At 56.9% G+C, this 26,775-nt stretch carries 24 protein-coding genes and 5 pseudogenes; 12 read left to right on the plus strand and 17 right to left on the minus strand.

Annotated features, from left to right (window positions below; all coding sequences use genetic code 11):
• Nucleotides 1-22: 22 nt before the first annotated feature.
• Nucleotides 23-190, minus strand: coding sequence for a hypothetical protein (locus ACR0BU_RS13600; RefSeq protein ID WP_480737855.1), 168 nt, complete (start codon nucleotides 188-190; stop codon nucleotides 23-25).
• A gap of 165 nt (nucleotides 191-355) precedes the next feature.
• Between ACR0BU_RS13600 and ACR0BU_RS13605 the strand changes: the two genes are divergently transcribed.
• From ACR0BU_RS13605 to ACR0BU_RS13615, 3 genes and pseudogenes are all read left to right on the plus strand, one after another.
• The gene (locus tag ACR0BU_RS13605) at nucleotides 356-1,660 is read left to right on the plus strand and encodes a rhamnan synthesis F family protein (protein WP_480737856.1); all 1,305 of its coding nucleotides are present in this window, start codon (nucleotides 356-358) and stop codon (nucleotides 1,658-1,660) included.
• Between the two features lie 88 nt (nucleotides 1,661-1,748).
• Nucleotides 1,749-1,964 (plus strand): annotated as a pseudogene (locus tag ACR0BU_RS13610) (IS6 family transposase); the annotation flags it as partial.
• Nucleotides 1,955-2,287: pseudogene (locus ACR0BU_RS13615) on the plus strand (transposase); the annotation flags it as partial. The pseudogenes ACR0BU_RS13610 and ACR0BU_RS13615, both read left to right, overlap by 10 nt.
• 65 nt (nucleotides 2,288-2,352) lie before the next feature.
• Here the strand turns inward: ACR0BU_RS13615 and ACR0BU_RS13620 are convergent.
• The 12 genes from ACR0BU_RS13620 to ACR0BU_RS13675 all read right to left on the minus strand — a co-directional run bounded on the left by ACR0BU_RS13620 (nucleotide 2,353) and on the right by ACR0BU_RS13675 (nucleotide 14,380).
• The gene (locus ACR0BU_RS13620; protein ID WP_480737857.1) at nucleotides 2,353-3,456 is read right to left on the minus strand and encodes a nucleoside hydrolase; all 1,104 of its coding nucleotides are present in this window, start codon (nucleotides 3,454-3,456) and stop codon (nucleotides 2,353-2,355) included.
• Nucleotides 3,457-3,468: 12 nt separating this feature from the next.
• Nucleotides 3,469-4,335 carry an ABC transporter permease gene (locus ACR0BU_RS13625; protein WP_300072007.1) on the minus strand — a complete coding sequence of 289 codons (867 nt, stop codon included), beginning with the start codon at nucleotides 4,333-4,335 and terminating at the stop codon, nucleotides 3,469-3,471.
• Nucleotides 4,336-4,337: 2 nt separating this feature from the next.
• Complete coding sequence (locus tag ACR0BU_RS13630; RefSeq protein ID WP_298934665.1) at nucleotides 4,338-5,246, minus strand: ABC transporter permease; 909 nt, start codon at nucleotides 5,244-5,246, stop codon at nucleotides 4,338-4,340.
• Between the two features lie 51 nt (nucleotides 5,247-5,297).
• Nucleotides 5,298-6,641, minus strand: a complete 1,344-nt coding sequence (locus tag ACR0BU_RS13635; protein ID WP_480737859.1) for an ABC transporter substrate-binding protein — start codon at nucleotides 6,639-6,641, stop codon at nucleotides 5,298-5,300.
• A 25-nt stretch (nucleotides 6,642-6,666) separates the two neighbouring features.
• Complete coding sequence (locus tag ACR0BU_RS13640) at nucleotides 6,667-7,710, minus strand: ABC transporter ATP-binding protein (protein ID WP_480737860.1); 1,044 nt, start codon at nucleotides 7,708-7,710, stop codon at nucleotides 6,667-6,669.
• A complete protein-coding gene (locus ACR0BU_RS13645) occupies nucleotides 7,707-9,131 on the minus strand; it encodes an L-fucose/L-arabinose isomerase family protein (protein WP_480737861.1) in 1,425 nt (474 codons plus the stop codon). Before ACR0BU_RS13645 ends, ACR0BU_RS13640 begins: the two co-directional genes overlap by 4 nt.
• A 16-nt stretch (nucleotides 9,132-9,147) precedes the next feature.
• On the minus strand, nucleotides 9,148-9,876 hold the full coding sequence (locus tag ACR0BU_RS13650) for a GntR family transcriptional regulator (protein ID WP_480737862.1): 729 nt from the start codon (nucleotides 9,874-9,876) through the stop codon (nucleotides 9,148-9,150).
• On the minus strand, nucleotides 9,873-10,769 hold the full coding sequence (locus ACR0BU_RS13655) for a tagatose 1,6-diphosphate aldolase (RefSeq protein ID WP_480737863.1): 897 nt from the start codon (nucleotides 10,767-10,769) through the stop codon (nucleotides 9,873-9,875). The genes ACR0BU_RS13650 and ACR0BU_RS13655 overlap by 4 nt, the downstream gene beginning before the upstream one ends.
• The gene (locus ACR0BU_RS13660) at nucleotides 10,766-11,788 is read right to left on the minus strand and encodes a dihydroxyacetone kinase subunit DhaK (protein ID WP_480737864.1); all 1,023 of its coding nucleotides are present in this window, start codon (nucleotides 11,786-11,788) and stop codon (nucleotides 10,766-10,768) included. The genes ACR0BU_RS13655 and ACR0BU_RS13660 overlap by 4 nt, the downstream gene beginning before the upstream one ends.
• Entirely contained in the window at nucleotides 11,785-12,315 is a 531-nt protein-coding gene (locus ACR0BU_RS13665) for a DAK2 domain-containing protein (RefSeq protein WP_480737865.1), read from the minus strand. The genes ACR0BU_RS13660 and ACR0BU_RS13665 overlap by 4 nt, the downstream gene beginning before the upstream one ends.
• The gene (locus ACR0BU_RS13670; RefSeq protein ID WP_480737867.1) at nucleotides 12,305-13,150 is read right to left on the minus strand and encodes a sugar phosphate isomerase/epimerase family protein; all 846 of its coding nucleotides are present in this window, start codon (nucleotides 13,148-13,150) and stop codon (nucleotides 12,305-12,307) included. Before ACR0BU_RS13670 ends, ACR0BU_RS13665 begins: the two co-directional genes overlap by 11 nt.
• 63 nt (nucleotides 13,151-13,213) lie before the next feature.
• The gene (locus ACR0BU_RS13675; RefSeq protein ID WP_480737868.1) at nucleotides 13,214-14,380 is read right to left on the minus strand and encodes an MFS transporter; all 1,167 of its coding nucleotides are present in this window, start codon (nucleotides 14,378-14,380) and stop codon (nucleotides 13,214-13,216) included.
• Nucleotides 14,381-14,464: 84 nt separating this feature from the next.
• Here ACR0BU_RS13675 and ACR0BU_RS13680 point away from each other — a divergent pair, with 84 nt between their 5' ends.
• From ACR0BU_RS13680 to ACR0BU_RS13690, 3 genes are read left to right on the plus strand one after another with little or no spacing between them, the layout of a single operon-like run.
• On the plus strand, nucleotides 14,465-15,634 hold the full coding sequence (locus ACR0BU_RS13680; RefSeq protein WP_298934677.1) for a thiolase family protein: 1,170 nt from the start codon (nucleotides 14,465-14,467) through the stop codon (nucleotides 15,632-15,634).
• Nucleotides 15,631-16,002, plus strand: a complete 372-nt coding sequence (locus tag ACR0BU_RS13685) for a Zn-ribbon domain-containing OB-fold protein (protein ID WP_298934678.1) — start codon at nucleotides 15,631-15,633, stop codon at nucleotides 16,000-16,002. Before ACR0BU_RS13680 ends, ACR0BU_RS13685 begins: the two co-directional genes overlap by 4 nt.
• Complete coding sequence (locus tag ACR0BU_RS13690) at nucleotides 15,999-17,666, plus strand: AMP-binding protein (protein ID WP_298934679.1); 1,668 nt, start codon at nucleotides 15,999-16,001, stop codon at nucleotides 17,664-17,666. The genes ACR0BU_RS13685 and ACR0BU_RS13690 overlap by 4 nt, the downstream gene beginning before the upstream one ends.
• A gap of 33 nt (nucleotides 17,667-17,699) precedes the next feature.
• Here the strand turns inward: ACR0BU_RS13690 and ACR0BU_RS13695 are convergent, their stop codons facing one another.
• A complete protein-coding gene (locus ACR0BU_RS13695; protein WP_480755748.1) occupies nucleotides 17,700-18,389 on the minus strand; it encodes a phosphorylase family protein in 690 nt (229 codons plus the stop codon).
• A 189-nt stretch (nucleotides 18,390-18,578) separates the two neighbouring features.
• Nucleotides 18,579-18,970: pseudogene (locus ACR0BU_RS13700) on the minus strand (DDE-type integrase/transposase/recombinase).
• A 211-nt stretch (nucleotides 18,971-19,181) separates the two neighbouring features.
• Between ACR0BU_RS13700 and ACR0BU_RS13705 the strand changes: the two are divergent.
• From ACR0BU_RS13705 to ACR0BU_RS13725, 5 genes and pseudogenes are all read left to right on the plus strand, one after another.
• Nucleotides 19,182-19,297 (plus strand): annotated as a pseudogene (locus tag ACR0BU_RS13705) (5-aminolevulinate synthase); the annotation flags it as partial.
• Nucleotides 19,298-19,388: 91 nt separating this feature from the next.
• Nucleotides 19,389-20,897, plus strand: a complete 1,509-nt coding sequence (locus ACR0BU_RS13710) for an FMN-binding glutamate synthase family protein (RefSeq protein ID WP_480737871.1) — start codon at nucleotides 19,389-19,391, stop codon at nucleotides 20,895-20,897.
• 88 nt (nucleotides 20,898-20,985) lie between these two features.
• Nucleotides 20,986-22,659 carry an acetolactate synthase large subunit gene (locus ACR0BU_RS13715; protein WP_480737873.1) on the plus strand — a complete coding sequence of 558 codons (1,674 nt, stop codon included), beginning with the start codon at nucleotides 20,986-20,988 and terminating at the stop codon, nucleotides 22,657-22,659.
• Complete coding sequence (locus ACR0BU_RS13720; RefSeq protein WP_480737875.1) at nucleotides 22,656-24,041, plus strand: aldehyde dehydrogenase family protein; 1,386 nt, start codon at nucleotides 22,656-22,658, stop codon at nucleotides 24,039-24,041. Before ACR0BU_RS13715 ends, ACR0BU_RS13720 begins: the two co-directional genes overlap by 4 nt.
• Nucleotides 24,042-24,309: 268 nt before the next feature.
• Nucleotides 24,310-24,562, plus strand: a pseudogene (locus ACR0BU_RS13725) (transposase); the annotation flags it as partial.
• A 25-nt stretch (nucleotides 24,563-24,587) separates the two neighbouring features.
• Here ACR0BU_RS13725 and ACR0BU_RS13730 read toward each other — a convergent pair.
• Together ACR0BU_RS13730 and ACR0BU_RS13735 are read right to left on the minus strand one after the other, a co-directional pair.
• A complete protein-coding gene (locus tag ACR0BU_RS13730; RefSeq protein WP_480737876.1) occupies nucleotides 24,588-25,001 on the minus strand; it encodes a glutathione S-transferase N-terminal domain-containing protein in 414 nt (137 codons plus the stop codon).
• A 24-nt stretch (nucleotides 25,002-25,025) separates the two neighbouring features.
• On the minus strand, nucleotides 25,026-26,000 hold the full coding sequence (locus ACR0BU_RS13735; RefSeq protein ID WP_480737878.1) for a zinc-dependent alcohol dehydrogenase family protein: 975 nt from the start codon (nucleotides 25,998-26,000) through the stop codon (nucleotides 25,026-25,028).
• Between the two features lie 98 nt (nucleotides 26,001-26,098).
• Here ACR0BU_RS13735 and ACR0BU_RS13740 point away from each other — a divergent pair, with 98 nt between their 5' ends.
• Nucleotides 26,099-26,701: a TetR/AcrR family transcriptional regulator gene (locus tag ACR0BU_RS13740; RefSeq protein WP_480737879.1), complete on the plus strand. Its 603-nt coding sequence runs from the start codon at nucleotides 26,099-26,101 to the stop codon at nucleotides 26,699-26,701.
• The last annotated feature ends 74 nt before the right edge of the window (nucleotides 26,702-26,775 follow it).

Genomic DNA, 26,775 nt, shown 5'->3' on the forward strand with positions numbered 1-26,775 from the left:
GAACCAGATGCGACCCCATAGGCTAACGGCAGGCATCCGGTATCAGCTCCAATGTCGGACAGACCAACCCCAGATAATCGAGATTCATCACGCAACAGGGGCCATTGATCACATCCTTTTGCCCTCCGACGCCTTCCAAAGTTTCCATGTCACGCCCATGGAACATGACGTGACGATTCACGCACAGCATCTAGAAATCCGCAAATCCCGCCCGGATTTATGGAGCCGCCACACCGCTTCCCGCATCCTTAGAAAATCCCGCTTCGCCGCCCCATTGCGCCATGGAGGCTGCATCTACAGTTTTGAGCGCCCCGCGAAAGGCGCACCCCGCGCCAGTCTTGCGGACAACCGGGGAATGGATTTGGGCAGCGAGAGCTTGGCTACGCTCCTGTCCTCTCCGATGATTCTTGATGCAATCCCAGATCTACCGCACAAAGATGCCCCTGCACCGAATTTCGACGGCACGATCGCGGTCGTTTTGCATCTCCACTACCCAGAGCTTTGGGACGAGGTCAGCACCTTTCTGACGCACTCCAAACTGACCTTCCGCCTGATCGTCACCCTGACTGCACCCAACCCCGCACTTGAGGAGCAGATCAACTTCCAATTCCCCGGGGCAAAAATCCTCAACCTCGAGAACTTGGGTCGCGACATTCGTCCCTTTGTTACCGTTTTCCAGTCCGGGCTTTTGGACGGTATCAGTCTCATCTGCAAAATTCACGGGAAACGCTCGGTTTTAAGTGGTGTCACTGGCGCGCGGTTTGGGCATCTGTGGCGCCGCAGGGTCCTCTTGGATCTGTTGGGTTCGCCCGTCCAAGTGCAAAACATCCTCAACCACTTTGCGATGCGACCAAATCTCGGCATGATGGGCCCCGCCACATTGCGTCTAAAAAACGGGAGCGGCATTGATCCCGGCCATGAAGCCAGCCTGCCCATTCGCGGCGACTTATGCGTGCGTGCCGGACTTGTTCCTGCGCAGATCAAGGACGATTTCTTCGCAGGGACCATGTTTTGGGCGCGAACAGAGGCGCTGTCACCCTTGAAAACTCTCCGCCTTGGCGCTGAGATGTTCACTGACGAAAGCACCCAAATCGGTGACCAGTTTGAACACGGATTTGAACGGTTCTTTGCAGACTGTACCCGCGCGAAAGGCTTCCAACTAGCCGATATTGAACCCTTAGTTTTGGTCGATCCCGTCTTCCCTATTCGCTCCAAGGGCGGGCAAGTACTAGCCCCTAGGGCGCTCTTTGAAGCTCCTCGAGACTGGTACCGGCACCGGTGGATAAAGCCTCTTCCAGACGAATTGAAAGGTCGCAAAGTAGCGCTGGTAAGCACACCTGGATACGTGGCGAAGGACGGCTGGTTGACCTGCCTTTGCCTGGCTTCCTCTCACCCCGTGGAAAGCTCGACCGAAGCGCTTTTCCAGCGCGATCCCGGCGGGTTTGATATTGCCCTTTGGGCTGACATCTTCCAGAGTGCACCACAGCTTTGGGACTCCGACGAAGTACTCTTGGTGAGCGATGGACAAGCTCGCGCCCTGACCCGGGCGGCCCTCGAAGACCCAGAACTCCGTTCTTTCTTTGAAGAGGTGCTTGTGTGGCACAAAGAAGGCGAGGCCGCGTATCGCTATGAAGCGCGTCTAAAGCGATGGTTAGTGTAAAACGGTTGTGTTGCAAGCTTTCGACCGTTGATGCTTTCGGATTTGGCGAGTGAATGACTGTCGGTCGTATCCAGCCGAAAGCCTGCTCATGGTTTCCTTCAAAGGTGCACAGTATCAGAAAGATGTGACCCTATTCGCTGCGCTCCTTTATGTTCGCTACGGCGTTTCCTACCGCGATCTGCAGGAGATCTCGGCAGAGCGAGGTTTATCCGTCGATCACACCACGATGAACCGCTGAGTGACGCGATACTTCTGCGCAATCGCTGACACAGCACATCGCCGCAGAGGCCCATGCGACCGCTCGACCTGTTCGTCACCGCCGGTCAGGTCAGCGACTAAATCAGCGCGCAGGCGCTGCCCAGCAGCTTCCCAAACGTCGACTGGCTGATCGGGAATCGCGTCTATGACGCCGACTGGTTCCGAGATGCGTCAAAAGACAAAGGGATACGCGCCTGCAGCCCGGGTCGAAAGCAACGCAAGACCACCGTCAAGTACGACAAGCGCCGATACAGACGGCGCAAGCGAATTGAGTTCATGTTCGGCAGGCTCAAGGACTGGTGGCGTGTCGCGACACGCTACGATAGATGTCCAAAAGTCTTTCTCTCTGCAACCGGCATGTATTGGTTATCGGCCTTGATTCTAAGCCATGGTCGACCTCGAGTAACAGATCATACCAAAAACAACTGACTGGATTATCCTCTCTCAATAGCGCGATAAAAATCCTCAAAAACAGCATCCCGTGCGACATCATAGGCTTCGCGCATGAGGTGGCGCGATGGGTCATTCTGCCAGTATAGATCGGCGCTTAGATGCGGTGAGGTTGTCAGATGGGTCGGCACGTAGGCGGCATCAAGCATCCAAGCAACGTTGATAATGTCCCAGATCACCCACGTTTTAGTATCCGGTTCTGATATCGCGTATTTCACGTGCAACGGGTTGTTTGTGTAGAGATGCCAAAGATAGTCACCAATCGCTCCGCGGCCCTTAACAAAAGCTGCCATTTCGGGCTTGGAAATCGTCAGCTGCGCGCCGACATGGTAGCCTGGCAGATACACATGCGGCACACCGCATTCGAACAGCAGACGCGACGACAACTGGTCTTGGACGAGGTTCAGTGAAGGTTCGTTGCAAAACGGGGCATAGCTGGGAAAGCCTGAAGTCCAGACCACAACGATATTGTCAATGATGTCCGGCGCCATCAGCAGGGCGGAACCGATGTTTGGCAATGCCCCCATGGCGAGAATGTAAACAGGACCATCTTCGCGATTGCGCGCCTGTTTGATGATGAACTGGGCCGCATCGGAATCAACCGGCGCGTCATATGACGGCAAATGCTGTGTCGAGCCATGGTACACTTTGCCTTCGGAGCCGACACCGCAGGCGTCAAATACGCGAAGGATTTCATCGTAAGAGCGCGCTTCACCGACATCCGGCGTAACAAACTCAATGTCATCCGCCGTACGGCCATCGGCTAGCAATCGTTGCGCCCATCCCGCGAAGGGGCCCACAAATTTACTGTCGTGATCTGTTCCGCCGCCTTTTTGCAGGGCGGCCACCGCATCATAAAGGCCGTCTCGGTGATGTAGGAACGAATAGGGGGCGGCGGTAACGCCTTCGAGGTTAAGGCGGTCTTGCGACAACAACGCCCAGGCCACGGCATATTGGTCATCGATCTCGTTGGCGGTATCGGTGTCGATGATAACGCGGGGCATCGTGCCGGGTCGGCCCAGTCGTGTTTTCATCAGCTTATGATCAAGGGGGATGAACCGTTCCACGGCCTCTTTCAAAGTCGTCATGTCTTTGCCTTTCTAGTTGCCGAAGCCTTTGCCAAATGCCTCTTCTTTGATGAACCGCTCGGTAATGACCAAAAGGATGATACCGGGCACCGTCACAACCAGTGTTATGCCTGCCGCTGACGCGTCCAACGTACCACCCGCGATTTTCGAGAAAAGCAGTGTTGGCAATGTGATGATTTTGCCCTGACCCATAAAAAAGGTCAGAAGGAAGATATTTGTAGACACCAGAAACGTAAACAGCGCCCCTGCAACCACGCCCGGTAACAGCATGGGCAGGGTCACCATGCGCAGAATCTGCCAGCGTGATGCGCCCAGGATCATCGCCTGTTCTTCGAAATCACGACCCAGTCCCTGATAGACAGCGGTGAGCATGCGTATCATGTAAGGAATCGTGGGAATAAGGTGGACAATGATGATCCCTGTATATGTCCCGGCCAGCCCGATCTGGATAAAGATCATCAGAAGTGCGATACCGATGGCTGCCTCGGGCACGATGAGGGGCATGGAGAGAAAGAACTCAAAGGCCGACTTGCCGCGGAAGCTTTCGCGGGCAAGTACTCGGGCCGCGGGCAGGCAGATAATCAGGCAGATCACCGTGACCGCGCTACCGATAAAGACCGTGTTCAGCGTGGCCTCCCAGACCTGACTATAGGGTGAGATCACGTAGTCCCAGGCCAGGGGCAAAACTGATTTCTCACGTTGCTCCAGCCACCATGTGCTTGGTAGCAGATCAGGCCAGGCCCAGCGGAACGCAAAGCTCTGGATGATCAGCGGGATGAAGGGGCCCAGGATGAACCCTGCGATCAGCCACAAATAGACTTTCTGAAAAGGCGAAAGCCGTTCGCTCAGGGCCGTGGCATTGGCATTCCGACGTGCCATTTTTATTGCCTCCCGATGCGGCGTTCATACCGCCGGTAGATCGCGAGGTAGCTATAAAGGATACCGCCTGCGATCAGCGCGATGGACACAACCGTTGCCATCCCCTGAAGCTGCAGAGTGTAATCCGCATCGTTGAAGTATCGCCAGGCGACCACTGGTAGGGTGTCGGGGAAGCCACCACCGAGGATGAACGGTGCTTCAAAGGCCCCTATGTTGAAAGCAAAGATAATGAGTGTCGATGAAATGATTCCCGGCAAGATCTGCGGCAGTGTCACCAAAAAGAAAACCTGCCGCTTGTTGGCACCCAGTATCGCTGCGGCCTCTTCTGTCTCTCGCCCGACGCCCAGCAGAACGGCGTAGATGGTCAGGGCGACAAACGGGGTCTGTTTCCAGACATATACGGCGATAATGCCCCAGCCCATATGCGTCTTGAGAATCTGCGGGAACTGCGCGGGGTCGTCGATCAAGCCCGCAAAGGCCATCAGCCGCGACAACATTCCCCCATTGCCCAACATGATCACGGCCAGCGCAATGCCAACGGTGTACGGGATCATCAAAGGCAGTTTGTAGAGGTATTTATATAGCGTTTTGGACGGAAAGCTGCGCACCAGCGCAAGTGCAAGAAGAATACCGAGGACCAATGAAAGTATAGTCGCTGCAACAGCGTAGTACAGCGTCAGCCACAGGGATTGCCAAAATGAGGCTTCACCCCAGAGCGCGCGGAAATAAGAAAAATCGGGAAAGGTGTTCACACCAAACCAGGGCGCAAAGCCCAACGATTGCATGACACCCAGCACAAGGGCGCCGCCAAAAAGCACCGTCAAGACAAGCACAACCGGCAGCAATTGCAATAGCATCAGCCGTCGTTCCCGACGCAACCGTCCCAGTTCGTTTGGCGCAGAACCACCCATTCTGAAATCCTTGTTCGAGCCCCCGCACAGCGCGGAGGCTCTGGGTAAGTATCACTGGTTCAGGTTGGCAACGGCGCGTTCCACGATCACATCGATCGAGTCCGTGCTTTTGCGCTCGATGTATTCCAGCCATGCGGCCTCGATGACATCAACCAGCGTCGCATTGGTGTCGGGCGCGGTGTTTGCGTCCAACTCTTGCTGCGTAATGCCGACAAAACCGGGTGAGGCTGCGGTCAGCTTTGCAACGTCGTCTTCGGACAAACGCCATGGGTCAATACCCGGTGGCATACCAGCAACCTCGAGCTTGGACGCTTGCGCTTCGACCGAGGCCATGTAGTTGGCCATAACCAGCGCGGCGGCCGGGTTAGGCGCGTTCGCGGGGATGACAAGATAGTTCTTGTTCTTGATCATGTTGCCTTCTGGGAAGATGAACTGTTCCGCCCCCTCAGGATAGGTGCCATCCCGCAACCCGATTGCGACACCATAAAGACCGAACTGACAGGAAAAATCGATTTCGCCGTTCAGGAACAAGCCATTCAGGGCTGACGGGTCTTCGGGGTATCTTGCGCTGCTTCCTGACGCCCCCAGCAACATCCCGTCCAGCTCTTTGAGGTATTCCATGCCCGGCGTGATCAGTCGCGCCAATTCTGCGGCTCCCAAATCCTCAACCGAGTTCTGGAACGGAACTGCTCCGTTGCCGTCCGGATTATGCGCGTAGATCGCCGCCTGAACGAAAGTGTTGCCGATGAAATGGGGCGGCTTGACATAGGCGAACTTTCCGGGATTGGCCTCAAGATAACTTTTGAGTTCCGCAAACGTGCCCGGAATATCTTCCTTCGCGACCCGACCCGTATTGACCGAGCACACATATTGCTGACCTGACCATGGCATTTCCGACGCGTTGGTTTCAACGCCAAAGTCGCGCAGGTTCAGCAATGCGCGCGGATCATCGGCATTCCACTCGATATTGGCGCTGTTAGGAAGTTTGTCCGCAAAGGCACCGAACAGGGCACTCTGGCGTTTAAGCGTCGCAAAGTTTTCACCGTTCACCCAGATCGCATCAACGCTGCCTTCGCCCAGACCCTTGCCCGAGCCAAGCTCGGCCAGAACCAAGTCAACCGCGTCCTTGGTGCCGGTTATGCGAACAGGGTTGAGCTTTACGCCTTCGGCCTCAAGCCCCGGCGCAGCAAAACGATCCATCCAGATGTTGATCTGATCGCTGCCGCCCCAGTAGTAGAGGTTGATTTCACCCTCTTCCTTGGCGCGTGCCTGAACATCCTCCCAAGTCGCCGAGCCGGATGTAACAGCGTCGCGGAAGGCCTCGACATCTTGCGCATAAGACGCACTCGTCACCAACCCTCCAAGCAGGGATAACGTAAGAAGTGTTTTCTTCATGGTCTCCTCCTCTGAATTCTTTCCACTAGTCGGTTTCCTGAATGACCCAGATCCGCTCGGGCGCGATGGTCAGCCAGACGTCTTGCCCGACATCGATAACGCGGCGGGATTGTTCCGTGACCTGCACCGTCTCACGGCCGCAAGTGACCCCGTAAGTGATGTTCGCGCCAAAGAAATCCCGGGTCGCAATCGTGCCACGAAAGACGTTTTGCGCGTCCGATGGTTCATCCAGATGCAGATCGATCGCCTCGCTGCGTAACATCACCGAGCGGGTGCCGTTCTGCGACGGGGCGTCAAAAGTCAGCACGCCAAAGTCCAGTGTTGCGGTCTTGTCCTTGATCTGCGCGGCAAAGACGTTTGTGGCGCCCATGAAATCGGCCACCTCAACGCTTTTGGGGTGTTTGTACAAGGCGTCCGGCTCGTCAAACTGCGCCAGATTGCCATTGAAGATCACCGCCACCCGGTCGGCAAGTTCCATGGCTTCGATCTGATCGTGGGTCACAAAAATCGTGGTGATCCCCAGCCGCTGTTGCAGGTTTCGAATAAAGCGTCGCATTTCGCCGCGCAGCTTGGTGTCGAGATTTGCCAGCGGTTCGTCCATCATCAGGACCGACGGGTTGGTAATCAACGTGCGTGCGATGGCCACGCGCTGCATCTGCCCGCCCGACAGCTGCGCCGGAAAGCGGTGGCGAAAATCTTGAAGTTGCACAACGTCCAGAATTTGCTCCAGCCGATCTTCGGCCTCGGCCCTGTCGGTTCCGCGCACTTTGAGCCCGAACAGAATGTTCTTTTCCACGGACATATGCGGAAACAGCGCATAGCGCTGGAACACCATGCCGACATTGCGGTTTCGCACCGGCACTTCGGAGACATCCTTGCCATTAAAGCAAATCTGCCCACTGGTCGGGATTTCCAGCCCGGCAATCATCCGCAGCGTTGTGGTCTTGCCGCAGCCTGACGGGCCCAGCAGGGCCACCAACTCTCCCGATGCGATATCGAGATCGATATGGGATATGGCTGTGAAACTGCCATAGTCCTTGCGGACACCTTTGAGGAGAACGGTCGTCACACGTCAGCTCCTTGCGGCAGACCGTTATGGGCCGGAATTATCGGCAACGCGGACATGCCGCACCATTGGGCAAACTCCTCGAATACGGCGCGATGCAGTCCGGGGACAAGAATGAAGTGATGTTCCAGCCCGTGTTCCAAAACGGTTGTCACCACGTCGCGGGCTGACCAAGCCCCCTTTGCGTCAGAAAAACCTCCGATCCAACCGCGGCAGCCGGTAAAGCCCGGTGCGGGCCCTTCGGCAATTGTGCCCTCAAGCGCGAAACGCGCTGTACCGTGGCGCGAGACACGCAGGATCGTGCAGTCTCCATGCGCAAATTCGTAGTCGGCGATGGCACCGTGAATTGGTCCGGCCTCGGTACCGCGCCCGATCATCGGGTGATTGATCAACGCAACCCCTTTGTCCGCCAGGTAAAGCGGGCCACCTCCGCCATGCCACATCAGGATCTGATCACGGTCGAAATCTGGTGACGTCATATCCAACAAGCAGCCCACACGACCAGTCAGAGATTTTGCCACAAGCTGAGTGACAGCCCCCAGAACATCGCCTTCCGATGCGATTGGCAGTGCGTCGTTTTCCTCAAGCCAGCTGAATGCAGCACCGGGATGCATCCCGGGATGATCTTGTAAGGCGGGCCAGTCGGACACCGTCAGTGCACCATAGCCGCCTTCCGTTGCGATCTGACGCAAGGCCAGTGCCGCACAGGCGGTCAGTGCCATCTGATCATCCGAAACACCACGCACCTCAGCGGCCTTTGTCATGGCTGACAGCTCAGAGGCGACATCCTCGTCGGATTGTGCAGTCATCAGATCGGTCATGTGGTGGATATCAACATGCTCGGTCCAGACGCCAAGCTGCCGAAGCAATGTGTCGGATGAGACTTCCATATTGTAGAAGGTCATGGCCAGTCCGCCGACAACGCCGATCCGCACACCGTCCAAAGCCTTGCGCGCACTCAGTGCGCGGATGGTTTGCCCCATCCGCCGTTTCAGGTGATCTTCGTTTGGGGCACCAAGATACCATTGCACAGGGGATTTGCGTGTATCCCGCACACCGCGCATGATCGACATCGACATGTTAAGCGATACAAAATTGTTAAGCTGTATGTCCTCGGTCAGCGTCGGCTCGGGCGTGACCCAAACACCCATGGGCAGATTTTCCAGCGCCACTTCCCGCACCACGTCGCCCATGGTGAAGCCACCGTGCAGAAGCAGCAGAAAATCCGCGCCTTTCGCGCGCAACTCATCCACCGCCTCGCGGGCTTCGACCGCGTTCATAGGGACGGTTTCAGCCACGACGACCGAGGCGCCGTATGAGGCGGAAAACTCGCGCACCCAATCCGAGCAAGCCTCGAAAACGCCATGCTTGCCGGGGAAGTAGCTTGGCAGAGAGGCGTTGATTAATCCAATTGTCAGCGACATGAGCATCGCCCTTCCGTTACGCAGTTTGGCGCGGGGTGGCCCCGGCCAGATCAAAACTGATGGGTCCCTGACGGAACACCTGATCAAAGAAAACCGGCGCCCCGTCCGCGTCAAAGGCGGTGCAGGCCTGCGACAGTATCGGAGTGCCAGCCGGTATGTTCAGCAGTTCGGCGATTGCCGGTTCGGCAAGAAGGCTGTCCAACGTCTCGCACGCGCTGGTCCAAGCCAGATCGAACACCTGCTGCAAAATTCTGAGGATGGATTGGCTCTGCCCGGTTTCCGGGAAGTGATCGGCCGAGATATGTGGCACCAGCCGGCTGGGTATCCATGTTTGGGTCAGCATCCCCGGCACGTCATCGATCGTGCGCAGCCGTTCAACCAGTGCCAGCGGTTCTTTGAAGTACTCTTTGACGGCAGGTGGCACAGTGTCTGCTTCGGCCTCAAGTCGCAGCAACCGCGCGCCAGGCACACGCCCTTCGCGCAGAACTTTGTCGGTGAAAGACACAAGGCAAGTTGAGGTCGGCGGTGACAATGTCGCAACGTTATATCCGCTGCCCTGGCGCGAGGTCAGATAACCGTCGCGCACCAGAATTTCCAACGCCTTGCGGATGGTGACACGGCTGACGCTAAAGGCGTTTGATAGCTCGCTTTCGGTGGGCAAGCGCATACCAATGGCATATTGCCCGGTCTGAAGCCGGTTCAGGATCTCATCGTGGACCTGTTTGTATTTCGCAACGTCCATCATGCCAGCGCATCCTTCAATGCATCCAGCCGCTCGCGGCCGATCGACTGCATCCACCGGGCCATTGCGACGGAACCTTCAGCACCAAAAATGGCGATTGCATCGCTCCAGATCGCGCGCCCGCACATAAAGCCCTTGGCGTTCACGCCTGCCTTGCGCGACAGGGCCAACGCATCACGGAATTGTTCAAACGTGACCCCGGCGCTGAGATACAGGATCGGGATATCACCCGCCGCTTCGGCGGCATCGCGGAAGGCCGTCATGGCCTCGGACTCGGTCATGGCGGAGCCGATTTGCGCGATATTGACGGGAATTTCGACCTTTAGAATATCAATATTGAACTCTGGCGCGGCAAATGTGCGGGTGGCAGATCCGACAAGCCCCGGTTTGGCCATCGCAAATTCGGCAGAGCCGCTATCTGGTATGTCGCGTTCATACACGAGGGGCTCGAACAGAAATGTCACCCCTTGCGCGCGACACTCGGCCCCGATCTGGGTCACAAGGTCCTTTTTACGCTGGTTCAGCGCTGTAGGATCGTTCGGCCCGTAATAGAGAAAAAACTTCAAAACCTCCGCACCCAGACCTGGATAGTCTGCAATGCTCAGGTTGTCCGGCAGCTTTGTCATCCGGTCGTCGTCCGAGATGTGATACACGTCCGCTTCATATGCCAGCATCCTGACGCAGGCCTTGTCAAATGCGGGCAACAGCTCGCGGCCAAGCGAGGCATCGACCAGCATTGTGGTGGCAAACGGGCTAAGCGTTTCAACCGTGATACGTTTGAATTCCAACAAATCATCGGCACTTGCATGTACACCGCGCGCCTCGCGCAGGGCGGCCTCGAGACCGCTGCCCTGATCAACAGCGACACCATGAACAGGACCAAAGAAGATACTCATGTGGCCTCCATCCTGATCTGCGGAAAGAATGGCGTGTCGGATGGCGCCAGCCAGTACCGCAACATCTCGTCTGTGGGTTCCAGGAAGGAAATCGAGAATCCACCCATTTCCTGAGTTGTTACATAACTACCGATCATCGGCGCAATTGCGCGAATGCCCTGTTCGGCCAGCGTGGTGCGTGTTTCTTCCCAAGCGGTCAACTGTTCCATCAACGTGGTGCCGCCCATCCCGTTGATGATCACGCAGACCTGTGCCCCTTTTTGCATGGGCCGGTCGGCGAGAAGTGCGTCAATCATCTGCCGAACAAGATCGCGTAGGGGGCCGGTTTTGACGCGCCCGACACCGGGTTCGCCATGAACGCCCATGCCAAGGAAAATCTCGTCCTCCGGCAATTCAAACATGGGTTTACCTGTCAGGGGCGACACGGGCGGAGTAATCGCCGCCGAGAGCGTCACAAGCCGGTCACGCACAGCTTCGCCAAGGGTGATCAGCGCATTAAGTGGTTGGCCTTCCTCGGCCGCCGCGCCAAGGATTTTGTATATGAACATCGTACCCGGAGCTCCGCGCCGGTCCTGTTTGCGATCTGGCGGCGCGGCGGAGATGTCGTCATACATCGGCATGGGAACGGTGCGGATGCCCAAATCCTCGGCCATCATGGTGGCTGCGCGCCCGTTGATCATGTCGCCGGAATGTTGCGATATCAGCAGGATTGAACCCGCGTCGCCAGTCACCTCGGAAATCCCGTCCAGTATCAGATCCGCCGAAGGCGCGGCAAAAACATCCCCCACGACATTGGCATCCAGCAATCCGGTCCCGACAAAGCCCATAGCAATCGGTTCATGACCTGAGCCATTGCCGATCAACAACGTGACTTTTTCATTGGCGTTTTTCCGGTCCGCTGAACCGCGAATGATCACGCGCGGATCACTCTGGCCACGTTGCACTTGGGGAAAGGCGCTCACAAAGCCGTCCAACATATCGTCGACCATCGTTTCGGCGCTGTTGAACAGTTTTTTCATTCCGATACCTCTGCAAGGGTCTCCAGAAAAATCACAACCGAAGCGGCACCCGGATCCATATGTCCGCGCCCTGCGTTTTCGACGTATTGTGCTCGACCCCTGCGGGCAGTCATGCCCACGGTGGCATCGCACCCCGTCGTCGCGGCGGTGATCATCGCCGCCAATCCGTTGTCCTGCGCGGCAAGCGCCGGGGATAGGGCGTCCACCATGCTTTTGTCGCCTGGCGCAACGTCCCCCAGATCGCAAATCCTGTCGCACGCGCGAGTCAGGTTCAGTGGCGCGCCCGCGCCCAGATGTGCCTCAATCTCAAGCAGGATCAGACCAAACAAGGTGCCGGATGCGCCGCCCGACGCTCGCATGAACGCCTTGGCGCGTTTGCCATCCTTTGCCGCCGCTGCCTTTGTCAGGCCGCGCAGCATGGTCGTGCCGTGATCACCATCCCCGATGGCGGCATCAAGCGCGTTGAGATGGTCTGCTTCAACGGTATAGCGCGCCAGAAGCGACTCAAAGAAACGGTCAGCCGACATCGCCGAAAACCTCTTTCAGATAGGCCAGCGTTTCTACTGCGGCCCGGTTCGGGTCGGGCTCGATATCGCGCCAGATATTGAGATCCCGGCTGGAGGCATGTCCGGCCATCACGAACATCTCGGCAACGACACAACCTTTATATCCGATATTTTTCAAAGCTTTGGCATCAGCGGCAAAATCATAGTGACCAGAACCGGGCTGGCCCCGGTCATTGTCAGACACATGGTAGTGCACCAGCGTATCACCCGCGGCGCGGATCGCGGCGGGTGGGTCTTTTTCCTCGATATTCATGTGGAAACTGTCGAGCAGCACGCCGATGTGATCCGATCCTGTCGCACGCGCAATGGCGCAGGTCTCTGCCGCGGTCGAGGTCAGATCGGTTTCGAACCGGTTAAGCGCTTCGATCCCTAGGAAAACGCCTTCGGCTTCCAGAACTGGGGCGACGCGGGCCAAGGTTTCCGCTGATCGGGTCGCACGGGCGGTTTTGTGGGCGGGGTCGAAAACACCCCAAGGTGCGGCCACCACACCGGCGAGGCTTTTGGACCCCAATCGCGCGGTTATCCGGATTGCATCGCTAAGTGCGGCGACGGCGTTGTCACGGATGGCCGGGTCTTCTGAGGTCGGGTCCGCCTCGGGGCCGAGGCCGGTTGAACAAGTCATGGTCAACCCGCATTCATTGGCCTTTGCCCGGATCTTGTCGGCACGATCAAGCCCAACGCCAAGCAGCGACAGCTCGACAACATCATAGCCGATTTGTGCAGCAGATTCGAAGATCGGATCCGGATCGTCGGTCCAAGCTTTCATCCACAGTCCAGAATGGATACCGAACTTCACGCCAAGTCCTCCCCGCAGTCGCAACCACATTAGTAGTAACAAATTGATTATGTCAACAAATCACTAGTCGGGGCCCGCCGCGGCTCTTGTCGGGGGTAGCTGCATGGTCAGTAAAAGGCTCAGAAACAAAAAACCGATGCAAACCAGAAGGGCCAGACGCATATCGCCCGTTCTGTCGAGCAACCATCCCGCGCCCCATGGCCCCAGCAATCCGGCGACGCCCCATCCGGTAAAAACCCAGCCAAATGCCCCCGAAAAAGCCGAAGTTGCTACGCGTGCGGACACCAACAAAGGTGTCTGTGCAGCGATCTGTCCGTAGGATAGTGCCACAAGAAAGATCAAAAGGTTCACAAACAACTCTGAGGAAATTGGCATAAGTAAAGCACACAATGCCGCCATTGATAGTAAGACCGCACCGACAAAGCCGTGCATCGGGCCAAAGCGTGCCGCAATCCCGGCCGCTGACAGACGTCCCAATGTGTTGCCCGCGGCAACTCCAAAAACTGCGAGACCTGCCATGCCCGCACCGGGTGCGTTGGAGGGAAGGAGTTTCGGTGCAAGACCCAGAACAATCAGACCCGCACAGGAACCGGTGGCAAAGATAGCCCAAAGAACAAAGATCATGCGGTCTGGTTTGACAAATCCTGTCTGCGTTTTGGGGTTGGTCGTCTGGGTGCCATTGGCAGTTTCAGTGACTGAAGAAACAGCCACGATAAAAACCATACAGCCGAGTACGGGCATTAATGCACTGAGCGACCATCCGAGCCCGGTCAGCCAGATACTCATAGGACCAAATACAACTCCACCTAATCCGAACGATGCGACGCTGGTCGGAACAAGGAGTTTTGGCCGGCGCGAAGCTGCTGCAGTGGCAAGCGCGTGATTGTAGAGAGCATCCGCGGAAAATCCAAAGCCAACGCTATAGGTGAGCACGAAAAATTCGAATTGCTGTGCCTGCGCCGACAGGATCAGGCTGGCGGCCGCAATGCCTGAAATAATAGGCAGTTGGGCGTGCGCTGGAAACTTGGAAAAAAGTGCGGGGCCGATCAGGACGCCAAATGTGAAGCTGACAAGCGCAAAGGAAAACACCATGGATGCCGATGCGCTGCCGATATCAAACCTGCTTTGAACTGCGGGCATCAGACCGGACCAGCCATAAAGGCTGCCCCCGCCAAAACATCCCAAAACCGGCAGGGCCTGGCTAAGCCAATGGGCATTCCGAGTCTTCAATGCTCGGCCCTTTCAATAATTTGCTATTACAGACTTGTATGAACAAATTTACTGAGTCAATCTTCCGTCAGGGAGGATCGCCTATTGGTTCTGGTTATCGGAGCAGCATTGACGCCATTCAACCGGCGGCGCGACGGCTCTGGCTTTCGCGATTGGGCCTCGCAAGCTTTCGGCGATGCACTACAGATGGCTGGATTGGAGCCCGGCGATATTGACGCGTTGATCGTTTCATCTGAGAGCGATTTTTTCACACTCCAGCTCAACCCGGCATCAGTTTTTGCTCAGGATATTGGTCTTTGCGGCGCTGCGACGCTGCGGGTTGAGGGCGGTGGCGGTTCTGGCCAATATGCGGTCCACGCGGGTGTTGAACGCATCTTGTCCAGACGGGCGCAAAGGGTTGCCGTATTGGGCGTGGACCCGTCAGCCAGCGCACTGGACGGCGACAGCATTCGGGAACTTTACGGATATTCGTTCGATTTCTGGACCGATGGCCTTTCTGGCGTCACCGCCACTGGCCTTTATGCACTGTCATGGCAGGCTTTTGCGGCTGAACATCGCGGCACAGCGGCCGACCTGGACCGGATCGCAACCAAAAACCGCCTGAACGCCTGCGAAAATCCCGGTGCACATCTTCCCCGCAAGCATACGGCTGCAGAGTTTGAAGGATCTGCAGAGATTGCTTCCCCTTACAAACGCCTGCATTGCTCGCCCCTCAGCGACGGAGCGGCTGCTTTGATCCTGTCCGCGCCCGAGGCGGCACCTGTCGCGCGGCAACCCAGCGCACCAAAGATCACCGGGATCGGGGCTGCATCCGATCTGCCCGGTCTCGGCCATCGTAAGTCACCGGGTCAGTTTGTGGCCAAATCGCTTGCCTCGGACCGCGCCTTTCAAATGGCGGGTATCGGCACCTCGGATATCGACCTGGCAGAGGTTTACGACGCCTATGCCGGCGCAGAGTTACAAGCGATTGCAGCGCTTGGCCTGTCCGGTGATCCGATCACCGATTTGCGGGATGGCCGCTTTGATGCCGACGGCGCTTGCCCAGTTAACCTCTCTGGCGGGTTGATTGGACAAGGTGCGCCTGTCGGGGCAACTGGGGTCGGACAAGCCGCCACCTGTGCGCTGCTGCTGGAAGGCCGATACCATAAGGGCCTGCAGCCCGAGCGTCCGCTGGGTCATGCCTTGGCCGATACGCATGGCGGCGTCGGCACAAGCTGCGCCGTGACCGTGCTGCAGGCAGGGGATCGCACATGAAACATCAGGTCTCGCTTGAATACTCGTTGGCCGAAGGTTGGCTAGCCCCTTGGATCGAGGGGCTGCGGCGGGGCAAAGTTGTTGCCTCGCACTGCACCACTTGCGGTGCCGCGCAATTCCCGCCACTTCGCGTTTGTCCCGATTGCAAAAACCCCTCTGACGGTTGGGTCACACTGTCGGGGCGGGCCGCGATCCAATGGCGGACGTCAGGCGCTGATGGCGATTTTGCCATGGCCAATTTTGAAGGTGCACAACGTGCAACAGTGCTGCGCAGTACGCACCTGCCGCTCGATGCGACACATGGACGTCTGCGCGCGTGCCCCGAAGGCCCGCCCATCCTGCAGCTTGAAGCGGAGCCGGGCATATGAGCGAGTATCTGGATTCCTTGGACCCGGGCCAGTTGGCGGCCCTTCGACTGGCACCGACCAAGGATGGCGGACACAAGATTACCTGGCCGGCGGATTACAACATCTATAGCGCGACGGTTGGCCGGTTTCTGGGACCCGAAGACCGGGACCGGGCCGCGATCATCTACGAAGCGTCCGACGGCACCGTCTCAAGGATGAGCTTTGCCGAAGTCGATGCGGCCGCCACCGGGCTTGCCGCTGCCCTGCGCGCGCTTGGCTATGGCAAGGGCGACCCTGTGGCGTTGCACACCGGTCAACATCCCGACACGGCGATTGGTCACATGGCGATTGCGAAAATCGGCGCAATAGCGGTCACGCTGTCTCAGCTCTATGGGCCTGACACGTTGGCCCATGCCCTGAACGACTGCCAAGCCCGTGTGATTCTGACCAGCCGGTCCGCGTGGGAGCCCTTGCGCAGTGAATCCTTCCCGCATCTGATACATGTGTTCATGCGCGATCCCGGTTCGAACGACATCGACCTGGACGCAGCAATGCACGACGTGCCGGATGAGTTTACGCCCGAGTTTGGTGGCGCGGGTGATCCTGCTTTGCTGATGTACACATCCGGTTCGACTGGCAAACCCAAGGGGATCATGCACGGGCACCGGGTTCTTGCCGCCTATACCCCGTCTATCAACCTGTTCTTCAATCTGTCGCTGGACGACACTGATGCCGTTTTCTGGTCGCCTTCCGACTGGGCCTGGGTTGGCGGGCTTCTGGATATGCTGTTTCCCGCCTGGATGGCCGGGCGCCCCGTTGCAACGTCGTTGGAGCGGTTTACGGCCGATTACGCCTATGACTTCATGGCCCGCCACAAGGTCACGCATACCTTTCTGGCCCCTACGGCGATCAAACGGTTGGCGCAGCACCCGACCCCAAGGGACGAATATGATCTGGCCCTGCGCGTGATCTGCACCGGGGGCGAGGCATTGGCAGCTGAAACACTCACTTGGGCGGAAACCAAGCTGGGTGTGGTCTGCAACGAGTTCTACGGCATGACAGAGGTCAATCATCTGATCGGAAATTGCGCCGCGCTTTTCCCGCGCAAACCGGGATCGATGGGCCTGGCCTATCCCGGTCATCGGGTCCTGCTTGTCGATGGCGAAGGGCAGCAGGTCGCCGATGGTGAACCAGGTGAAGTTGTGACCCCGCTTGGCTCGCCGACACAGTTCATTGGCTACTTCAACAACATAGAAAAGACACACGAGATGAAACTCGGGTCTTTCTGGCGTACCCATGACCTCGCTGTGCGCGATGCAGAGGGTTATTTCTGGTACAAAGGGCGATCCGACGACCTGATCAAATCTTCGGGCTTCCGGATCGGACCCGCCGAAATCGAAGAATGCCTTCTTTCGCATCCCAGCGTTGCCGAGGCCGCTGTGATCGCCAAACCTGACCCAGACCGGGGGGCGATTGTCAAAGCGGTGGTAAAACCCCGTGCGAATGTAACGGCAGATGACGCGCTGGGGGTTGCCTTGAAAGAGCACGTGAAAACCCGCCTTGCCAGCTACAAAGCACCCCGCGAGGTCGAATTCGTCAACGAGTTCAAGATGACATCCTCTGGCAAGATCAGCCGCCGTGCCTTGCGTGAGGCTGAAGAAGCGCGGCTAAAGTCCGATTGCTAGTCCAAAGGTGGCGTGACTGCCAGCGGTATACCCCTATCCGGGGCCTTCGCGCGCCACCTCCAAGGCAAGCTGCAACGCCGCCTCGAAGGTAGCGGTGTTCGCCCGCGCGAGCTCCGCCTGACTGTGATCCGGCAGTGGGTCCAGAAAGGTGCGCCCGTCTGAAAGCAGGTCCCATGTGCAAAGAAGGGCGAGGCTGGCGCGTCCGTACCGCGCGGCAACGGCTGCTACGGCGCTGGCTTCCATATCTACCGTTTGCAACCCCTCTTGTGCCCAACCGGAACAGATCTCTTCGCTTTGGGCGAATAGACTGGGCCAAGTGACGTGCCGTGTGCTCAGCACATTGCAATTGGCCTCTCGCAACAGCATATCAGCACGTGCGCACCAATTCGCATCGAAATTGACCTCCTCCCCGGCGCCGTAATACTGCGAAACCCCATCGCGCGCGGCCGCGCTGCGCGGGACAGTCACAGCACCCGCCGGAATTCCGGGTGTCATCACCCCGCAGGTTCCGATCTGAATGATCAAGGGTGTACCAAGCTGAGCAAAAATATGGCTTGGTTCAACAGCCCGAGGCGCGCCATATGCGCAGCAATAAGCCACGCGCGCCTTTCCAAAACTGCCTGCAAAGATATCGGGAAACGGCAACTCCCGAACGTCACTAAGCCGTGCCAGCCGGTTCTCACACGCCTGCGCGCGCCACCAGGTGCCCTCCAACACTAACACGTGAGGAACGCCACCGAGTGCACTACCGAGAGCGTTTTCCCACATAGCCTTGTCAAAATCTAAGATTGCCAAAGGCGATTGCCTCAATATTGAAACCGATGACGACATTTAGTGCGCCAGTCGAAAGGAGTACAAGGGTTCCGTTGCAAAGTTAGCGGATGTTCGGAATCCTAATTTTGTGCCGATGGGTTAGGTGTCCAGTTCTGCGAACTTTAGAAATGGACAGAGTCCGGGCGTGAATTGACCTTTGCGGATCATGTGCGTGACTTCGATACCTGAAAGAGTTGCAGATGCAGATTTAAAGGACTTGAAGCCAAGCGTCGGGCGGTTTCGTCCTTTGATGAACCTGTGATCTTGTTACACGATTTGATTTAGATATTTCCGCCTCACCATCTCGATCGGGCGCGCTCGCATGGGCCTTTGCGGCGGTCTGCTGTGTCAGCGATTGCGCAGAAGTATCGCGTCACTCAGCGGTTCAGCGTGGTGTGATCGACGGAAAAACCTCGCTCTGCCGAGATCTCCTGCAGATCGCAGTAGGAAACGCCGTATCGAACATAGAGGAACACTGCGAATAGGATCACATCTTTCTAATACAGTGCGCCTTCGAAGGAAGTCATGAGCTGGCTTTCGGCTTGATACGACCGACAGTCATTCACTCGCCAATTCCGAAAGCGTCAATGGCCGAAAGTTTGTAACACAACCATCGACAATACAATTCGGTCAGCTCAAAACTTTGCAACAAAGCCCTCAGTATTCGCGAGGGCACGTAATGGTTAGAACCCAGCAGATGACCAGCCAATCAACTTCCCGACTGTCCTGCGCGGAACTGAGCGCCAGCGTCTTACCCCGTCGCTAGTGCATGGATCACCAGAACTTGATCATTCGTGGATGGACTTAATGCTCTTTGATCCCAATGTGAACTCAATCGCAATGAACGGGCCGGATGACGCGCTCGTTGGTTTGACCGCAGCCAATAGCCAAATCCGGAGCCAATGATTGATGTCACAGTTAACGAACGTGATCCTGACGCTACTGCAAGTCCTATCTTATGCTTTCATCTTCACCATCGGTCTGGTCGTGCTTTGGGTCGTAGTGACTTATTTCCGTGACAAGACTCAAACCGAAAGTACCTTGCGTCGCAACTATCCGGTGGTCGCACGGTTTCGTTATTTCTTTGAACACATGGGCGAGTTCCTTCGTCAGTACTTCTTTGCACAGGACCGAGAAGAGATGCCGTTTAACCGGGCCGAACGGTCCTGGGTGTACCGCGCAGCCAAGAATGTGGATTCAACCGTGGCCTTTGGCTCGACCCGCGATCTGCGACCGACGGGGACGGTGTATTTTGTGAACTGCCCGTTTCCGACGCTGGAACAGGACGCACAGGAACCGTCAGCAGTGACCATTGGGCCATTTGCGCAACACCCATATACCACTGATTCAGTCTTTAACATTTCGGGCATGAGCTATGGCGCCATCTCGGTTCCGGCCGTTCGGGCGCTATCATCCGGAGCGAGCGCGGCGGGCATCTGGATCAACACTGGCGAGGGTGGCCTCTCGCCCTATCACCTGGAAAGCGGCGCGGATGTCGTTTTTCAGATCGGGACGGGCAAGTTCGGGGTGCGTAAACCGGAAGGCGGTTTTGACGAAGACAAGCTGCGCGCAGTTGCGGCCCATGACGCCGTAAAGATGTTTGAGATCAAGTTGAGTCAGGGCGCCAAGCCCGGCAAGGGCGGCATTCTGCCCGGCGCCAAGGTCACCGAGGACATTGCTGCCATTCGCGGTCTGAGGGTCGGTCAGGATGCCATCAGCCCCAACAGGCACCCCGAAATCAACAGCGTGGGCGATCTGCTGGACATGATCAACTATGTGCGAGACGTAACTGGCAAACCCGTTGGCTTTAAGGCAGTAATTGGGGCCTATGGTTTCTTCGAAAGCCTGTGTACGGAAATTCTGAAACGTGGCCTCGAAAGTGCCCCGGATTTCGTCACTATCGACAGCTCCGATGGGGGCACTGGCGCCGCCCCGATGAGCCTGATTGACAACATGGGCATGCCCTTGCGTGAAAGCCTGCCGCTCACGGTGGACATGCTCAGGAAATTTGGATTGAAGGATCGGGTGAAAGTTTGCGCCAGCGGCAAGATGATCAACCCATCCGAGGTGGCCTGGGCTTTTTGCGCAGGTGCCGATTTCGTAAACTCGGCGCGTGGATTCATGTTCGCGCTCGGCTGTATACAGGCCCTGCAGTGCAACAAGAATACATGTCCCACAGGCATCACGACCCATAATGCTAAACTGCAATTCGGACTTGACCCAGTCAGCAAGGCGGAACGTGTCGCAAGCTATGCCAAGAATATGAAAAAAGAGGTTGGCACTATCGCCCACAGTTGTGGTGTGGCCGAACCGCGCCTGCTGAAGCGATATCATGCGCGCATCGTTTTGGACAACGGACGCTCTGCATCCATGGATGACCTTTATCCGGATCCGCAACAAATACAGGCCGCTGAATAGGCTTGTCTGTATAGGTAAATGACACGGTAGCCCCGGCTGCCTGCGGGTCAGCCATTAGCGGTTGATCCTGCAAATTTGAGGAGATCACATGTCACCTTCAGCACCCATCGCATCAATCCCTACCAAAGCTTCGGACCTGCTGGTCGCGGCGCTTGAGGCTGAAGGTGTCGAATACATCTTTGCTGTCCCGGGTGAAGAAAACTTGGACGTTCTGGAATCACTCAGAACTTCGGAGATCGAACTTGTATTGACCAGACACGAACAGGGTGCGGCCTTTATGGCGGCCACTTATGGGCGCTTGACAGGCAAGGCCGGGGTTTGCATGGCCACGCTTGGACCTGGAGCTACGAACTTTGCCACTCCAGCGGCCTATGCGCATCTTGGTGGAATGCCATTGGTAATGATCACCGGGCAAAAGCCGATTAAGAAATCCAAGCAGGGTCAATTTCAGATCATTGATGTGGTGGGCCTGTTTGCACCAATCTGCAAGATGTCCAAGCAGATCGTGCACGGCAACACCATCCCGTCATTGATCCGCGAGGCGTTTCGCGTCGCCCAAGAGGAACGCCCCGGTGCGGTCTTGCTGGAACTCCCCGAGGATATTGCGGCCGAGGAAACCAACGAACCCGTGCTGACACCGCATCCACGCCACTATGCCGTGGCAGGTGACACGGTCCTGAACGAAGCCGCGGACCTGATCCGTGCCGCAAAGATGCCATTGCTGTTACTGGGGGCAGGGGCCAACCGCAAACACGCGCGCAGTGCCCTCAGCCAGTTTGTGAAGGAAACGCAAATCCCGTTCTTCAACACACAGATGGGTAAGGGCGTGGTCGACGAACGATCTGATCTTTTCCTCGGCACCGCAGCGTTGTCCGATGGAGACTACTTGCACTGTGCCATCGATCGGGCCGACCTGATCATCAATGTGGGCCATGATGTGGTCGAAAAACCGCCCTTCTTCATGGAGGAAGGCGGCACCAAGGTGATTCACGTAAATTACAAGGCTGCGCAGGTCGATCCTGTCTATTTCCCACAGGTCGAAGTGGTTGGCGATCTGGCGGAATCCATTGCACGGCTGGGTAACATTCTGGGTGGGCCGCTGGACTTTGATCGCGCCTATTTCCGGCGCGTCAAACAGGAAACTGATCTGCACACTTCGAGCGGGGCTGATGATGCTCGGTTCCCTGTGATCCCGCAGCGTTTCGTGGCGGATACGCGCAAGGTCATGGGGGATGGCGATATCATCGCGCTGGACAATGGTATCTACAAGATCTGGTACGCGCGTAATTATCAGGCTTATCAGCCAAACACAGTGTTGCTGGATAACGCGTTGGCCACTATGGGGGCAGGGCTGCCCTCGGCGATGATGGCGGCCAAACTCTACCCCGAACGTCGGGTGATGGCGATTTGCGGCGACGGCGGGTTCATGAAGAACAGCCAAGAGATTGAAACAGCAGTCCGGCTGGGTTTGAATCTTGTGGTCACAGTGCTGAATGACAGTTCCTACGGTATGATTCGATGGAAGCAGTCACATGCCGGTTTTGATGATTGGGGGCTTGAGTTCAACAACCCCGATTTCGTGCAATACGCAAACAGCTATGGCGCAACCGGCCACCGGATTGAACGCACCGAAGATTTGATGCCGACTTACGAAAAAGCGTTTGCCACTGGTGGCGTGCATCTAGTCGACCTGCCCGTGGATTATAGCGAAAACCAACGTGTACTTATCGACGAACTGGCCGCCAAGGCATGCTTGATATGAGCGGTGTCGTAGATGTCTTAAACCCATACAGCCTGCAGTCGATTGGCAGCGTGCAAACCCGCTCCTGGGTTGAGATCGAGCGCATGCTAAGTGCTGCGCAGGATCTACACCGCGATCGCGACGGTTGGTTGCCCGCCTTCAAAAGGGTTGAAATTCTGAAAGAAACCGCCCGGCTTATGTCCGGTCGAGCCGAGGAACTGGCGTTTTTGATAGCCAACGAAGGCGGCAAACCACTTGTCGATGCACACGTCGAGGTCAAACGTGCAGTCGACGGGGTCGAACTGTGCGTTCACGAAATTGCTCAGATGGCGGGGCGCGAAATTCCGATGGACCTGACCGAGGCTGGTGCAGGGCGCGTCGCGTTCACGCGACGTGAACCGATTGGTGTCGTAGTTGCGGCAAGCGCATTCAATCACCCGCTCAACTTGATTGTGCATCAGGTTGCCCCTGCAGTGGCCACCGGCTGCCCGGTGATTGTCAAACCTGCTTTGGATACCCCGCTCTCCTGTAAGGCTTTTGTGGATATCTTGCATCAGGCCGGTTTGCCCGCTGACTGGTGCTACTTCGCGCCCTGCCAAAACGATGTGGCCGAGAACTTGATCACCGATCCCCGTGTCGGCTTTTTCTCCTTCATTGGCTCGGCGCAGGTTGGGTGGATGTTACGCTCCAAGCTTGCGCCCGGCACGCGCTGCGCACTGGAACACGGCGGTGTCGCGCCAGTGATCGTGGACGAGACCGCCGACATTGACGTGATGATCCCATCTTTGATCAAGGGGGGGTTCTATCATTCAGGACAAGTCTGTGTTTCGGTTCAGCGGGTCTTTGCACCGACCGTATCAGCTGCAGGGATTGCTCGGAAACTAGCGGATGCGGCGGCGGAGTTGACGGTAGGAGACGCCACCGATCCCGATGTCGATTGCGGCCCGCTTATTCGTCCGGCCGAGGTTGACAGCGTCGAACAATGGGTAGATGAGGCCGTTGAGGGTGGTGCGAAGCTGCTGACAGGCGGAATGCGACTTGGCCCAACTACTTATGCGCCGACTGTCCTGCTGAATCCGCCAGCAGATGCGCGCGTCTCAAAGGCAGAAGTCTTTGGACCGGTTGTCTGTGTCTATGGCTATGACACACTTGACGATGCCTATCAGGTTGCGAACAACCTGCCATTTGCCTTTCAAGCAGCGGTCTTTACCAAAAACCTGGACACCGCAATGCAAGCTATTCAGCGTCTGGATGCTACGGCGGTCATGGTCAACGATCATACTGCTTTTCGGGTCGATTGGATGCCCTTCGCGGGCCGCCGACAGTCAGGATACAACACCGGTGGAATCGGATATACAATGCACGACATGACACAGGACAAGATGGCTGTGATTAAGATTTGAGGTCAGTGTTAAACCGGACCGGTCCGTTGCGTTAACGTCAGCAGTCAGTGGTCGGAACTGGTATTGGTCTCGGACTATTCCGCTTCCGGAAACAGCTTGGCGACGAAGTTGAGCTCGTTGAAGCACGGTAAACTTAACTGACCTGGGCTAATGAATTCTCCGCGCTCGGAAGCTATACTTCTCTAGCCTGTGCGATTTCACGCCAGGGGCTTTGTTGCACAAATCGTTGGGGATTCATCACGTGAATCCAGTGTGATAGCTGGAAGACATGAGCAATTGGACCCCTGCGAAGTACAAGACCTCGAACTGGTCGAACTATAACGCGGCGCTGAAACGTCGGGGATCGTTAACGATCTGGTTTGACCCCGAAATGATCTGGACGCCCGCGCAGATCGGCAAGCGCGGGCGGCAGCAGAGTTTTAGCGATGCTGCGACAGGCGTGCCTCACGATGATGGCGCTGATCGGGATGCCGCTTCGACGACGAAAGGGTTTGAGTTGTGTCGCAAACTTCATTGAGAGCAGCATAGTCGGCGCTGATGAGCCGATTATCCCGCCAATGGGGCGAACTGCTGAAACAGAGAGGGTCCGGGCGCGAATTGACCTTTGCGGATCATGTTGACCATCTCGATCAGTATCGGACATCCAAAGGCCTTCAGCGATATGGAGCCATTGCAGATATGCGCCATATTCGGCCTCTTGTCGGGGGGCAACCGAAAGGTCTGAGTCGCCAAACCAGTGCAGCGAGACTGCACAATAGCGGTCGACGCTGCGATCACAGTCCCAGCATCATAGAGCGCCGGGACTTTGCCCATTGGGTTGATCTTTCGGAACGCATCTGACGCAAAATAGGTGCTGTCATATCCCAGTGTCCTGAGTTGGTAAGGCAAACCCATTTCCTTTAGACGCCAAAGCGGGCCGACGGAACGGGTACCAGCGCTGTGCAACAGTGTAAGTGTCATTGTCAGGATCCCCTTTGCCTTGGCTTAGAGGCCGTTTGGCGCAATCAAGACTTTGCCCGAGCGGCCGCCCTTCATGGTGTATGCGAGGGCCGCGTTGATCTCTTCAAGCGGGAAGATGCGATCCACTGATGCCTCAAGAGTTCCTTGCAGGATCATCGCAGTCAGTTCACCATAGACCTGCGCCTGTTCTTCGGCGGTCGCCGTATTGAACCAATGGACCAACCAGAAACCGCGCACGATGACGTCGTTAAAGATTACGGCTGAGTCTGGAAGCTGGGCGTCTTCGCCAGACATGTTGCCGTACATGACAGCTGTGCCACCCGCTTGGAGCGTCGAGGCGAGGCGACCAAGCGAGCTGCCGCCCACAGCGTCCAAAGCGAGTCTTGGGGCCACTTCCAGCTCAGCAGCGACGCGCTCTGCAAGGTCTGGACCATCGACGAATACAGCGTCCGCACCTGCATCCTGCGCATCTGCCACTGCGCTGTCACGCCGCACCAGCGCTGCGACTTTCACACCGCGCGCTTTTGCGAGACTTGCAACAAGCCCCGCCACGGCAGAGTTGCCCGCGGATTGGATCAGCCAGTCGCCTTCGTTCAGCGCGACATATTTTGTCAGCAAGAGGTAAGCGGTTGCCGGGTTCACACTCAACATCGAAAGCTGGTCGATGTCGGCGGGCGGAACAGGAACAACGGCCGCGGTGTTCATGACTTTTTCTGTCGACCAGGAGCCGGGAGGTTCTGCAAGAAGAACAAGGGTTCCGACTTCAGGACCTTCCCCATTTACTTCGACGACCTCGCCGATGCCTTCCATCCCAGCGGCGGCTGGGAGAGGGGGCTGGAAACGATAGACACCCTCGACCTGTGCGATGTCGGATGGGTTGATTGGCGCACGCAGGATCTTTGCCCGCGTCTGCCCGGCCTCGAGGACTGGGCGTGCCAGCTCGACGAGCTCAACAACGGCATCAGCCTTACCATGTGTTTTGTAGATCGCTTGTTTCATGGGTCTTTTCCTTCGTTGATACGTTAATGAATTGTATTCATTAACGCTCATATAGCGTTCCCTCTTGCGTCGTCAACGCTAATGAATACAATTCATTTATGGAAAATTCAGATCACACGAGCCCGTCAAAACGCACCCGCGACCCCGAAGCAAAACGAGCGGCTCTTCACGATGCGGCGCTGCAGTTGTTTACAGAGAAGGGCTACGAGAACGTGTCCATAGCGCAGGTCGCCAAAATGTCAGGGATCGCGGTTGGGACTGTCTACCGCTTCTATGACAACAAGCTCGCGATGCTTCGGGCAATGCTGGAAGAGATCGAAGCACTGTTCGTCGACCGCATGAAACAGGATTGGAATCAAGGCGGTGCTCATTCTGAGCGCCTAGGTTCAATCTGCGAGGGGCTGTTTGTAGTCGCTGAACAACACAGGTCACTCTTGCGGCTGCTAACAATGACGACGGATGTGGTTTATAGCGATGGCGCGCTGCCCGGTGACCGCATCCAAAACCAGATCCGATCTTTCTATGCCGAGGGCATATCTGAAGGGACGTTCGTGAAGGGAGATGTCGCCATGATGGCCGCAATGGCGCACGGTCTGGTCGAAGGCGCCATGATGCAAGCGATGCGAAGCGACAACGTAGAGAGGGCCGAGGCCACTGTTCAATTGTCGACAGTGATGAAGAACGCATTTTTGGCGCGTTAGTGAACCAGACATACAAAAACGGAACTGAAGATGTCGGTCTTGTCCGCGTTTTGGTCTGTGGCGTACCTGAATGT

The sequence above is a fragment of the Ruegeria sp. CK2 genome, from assembly GCF_056536585.1.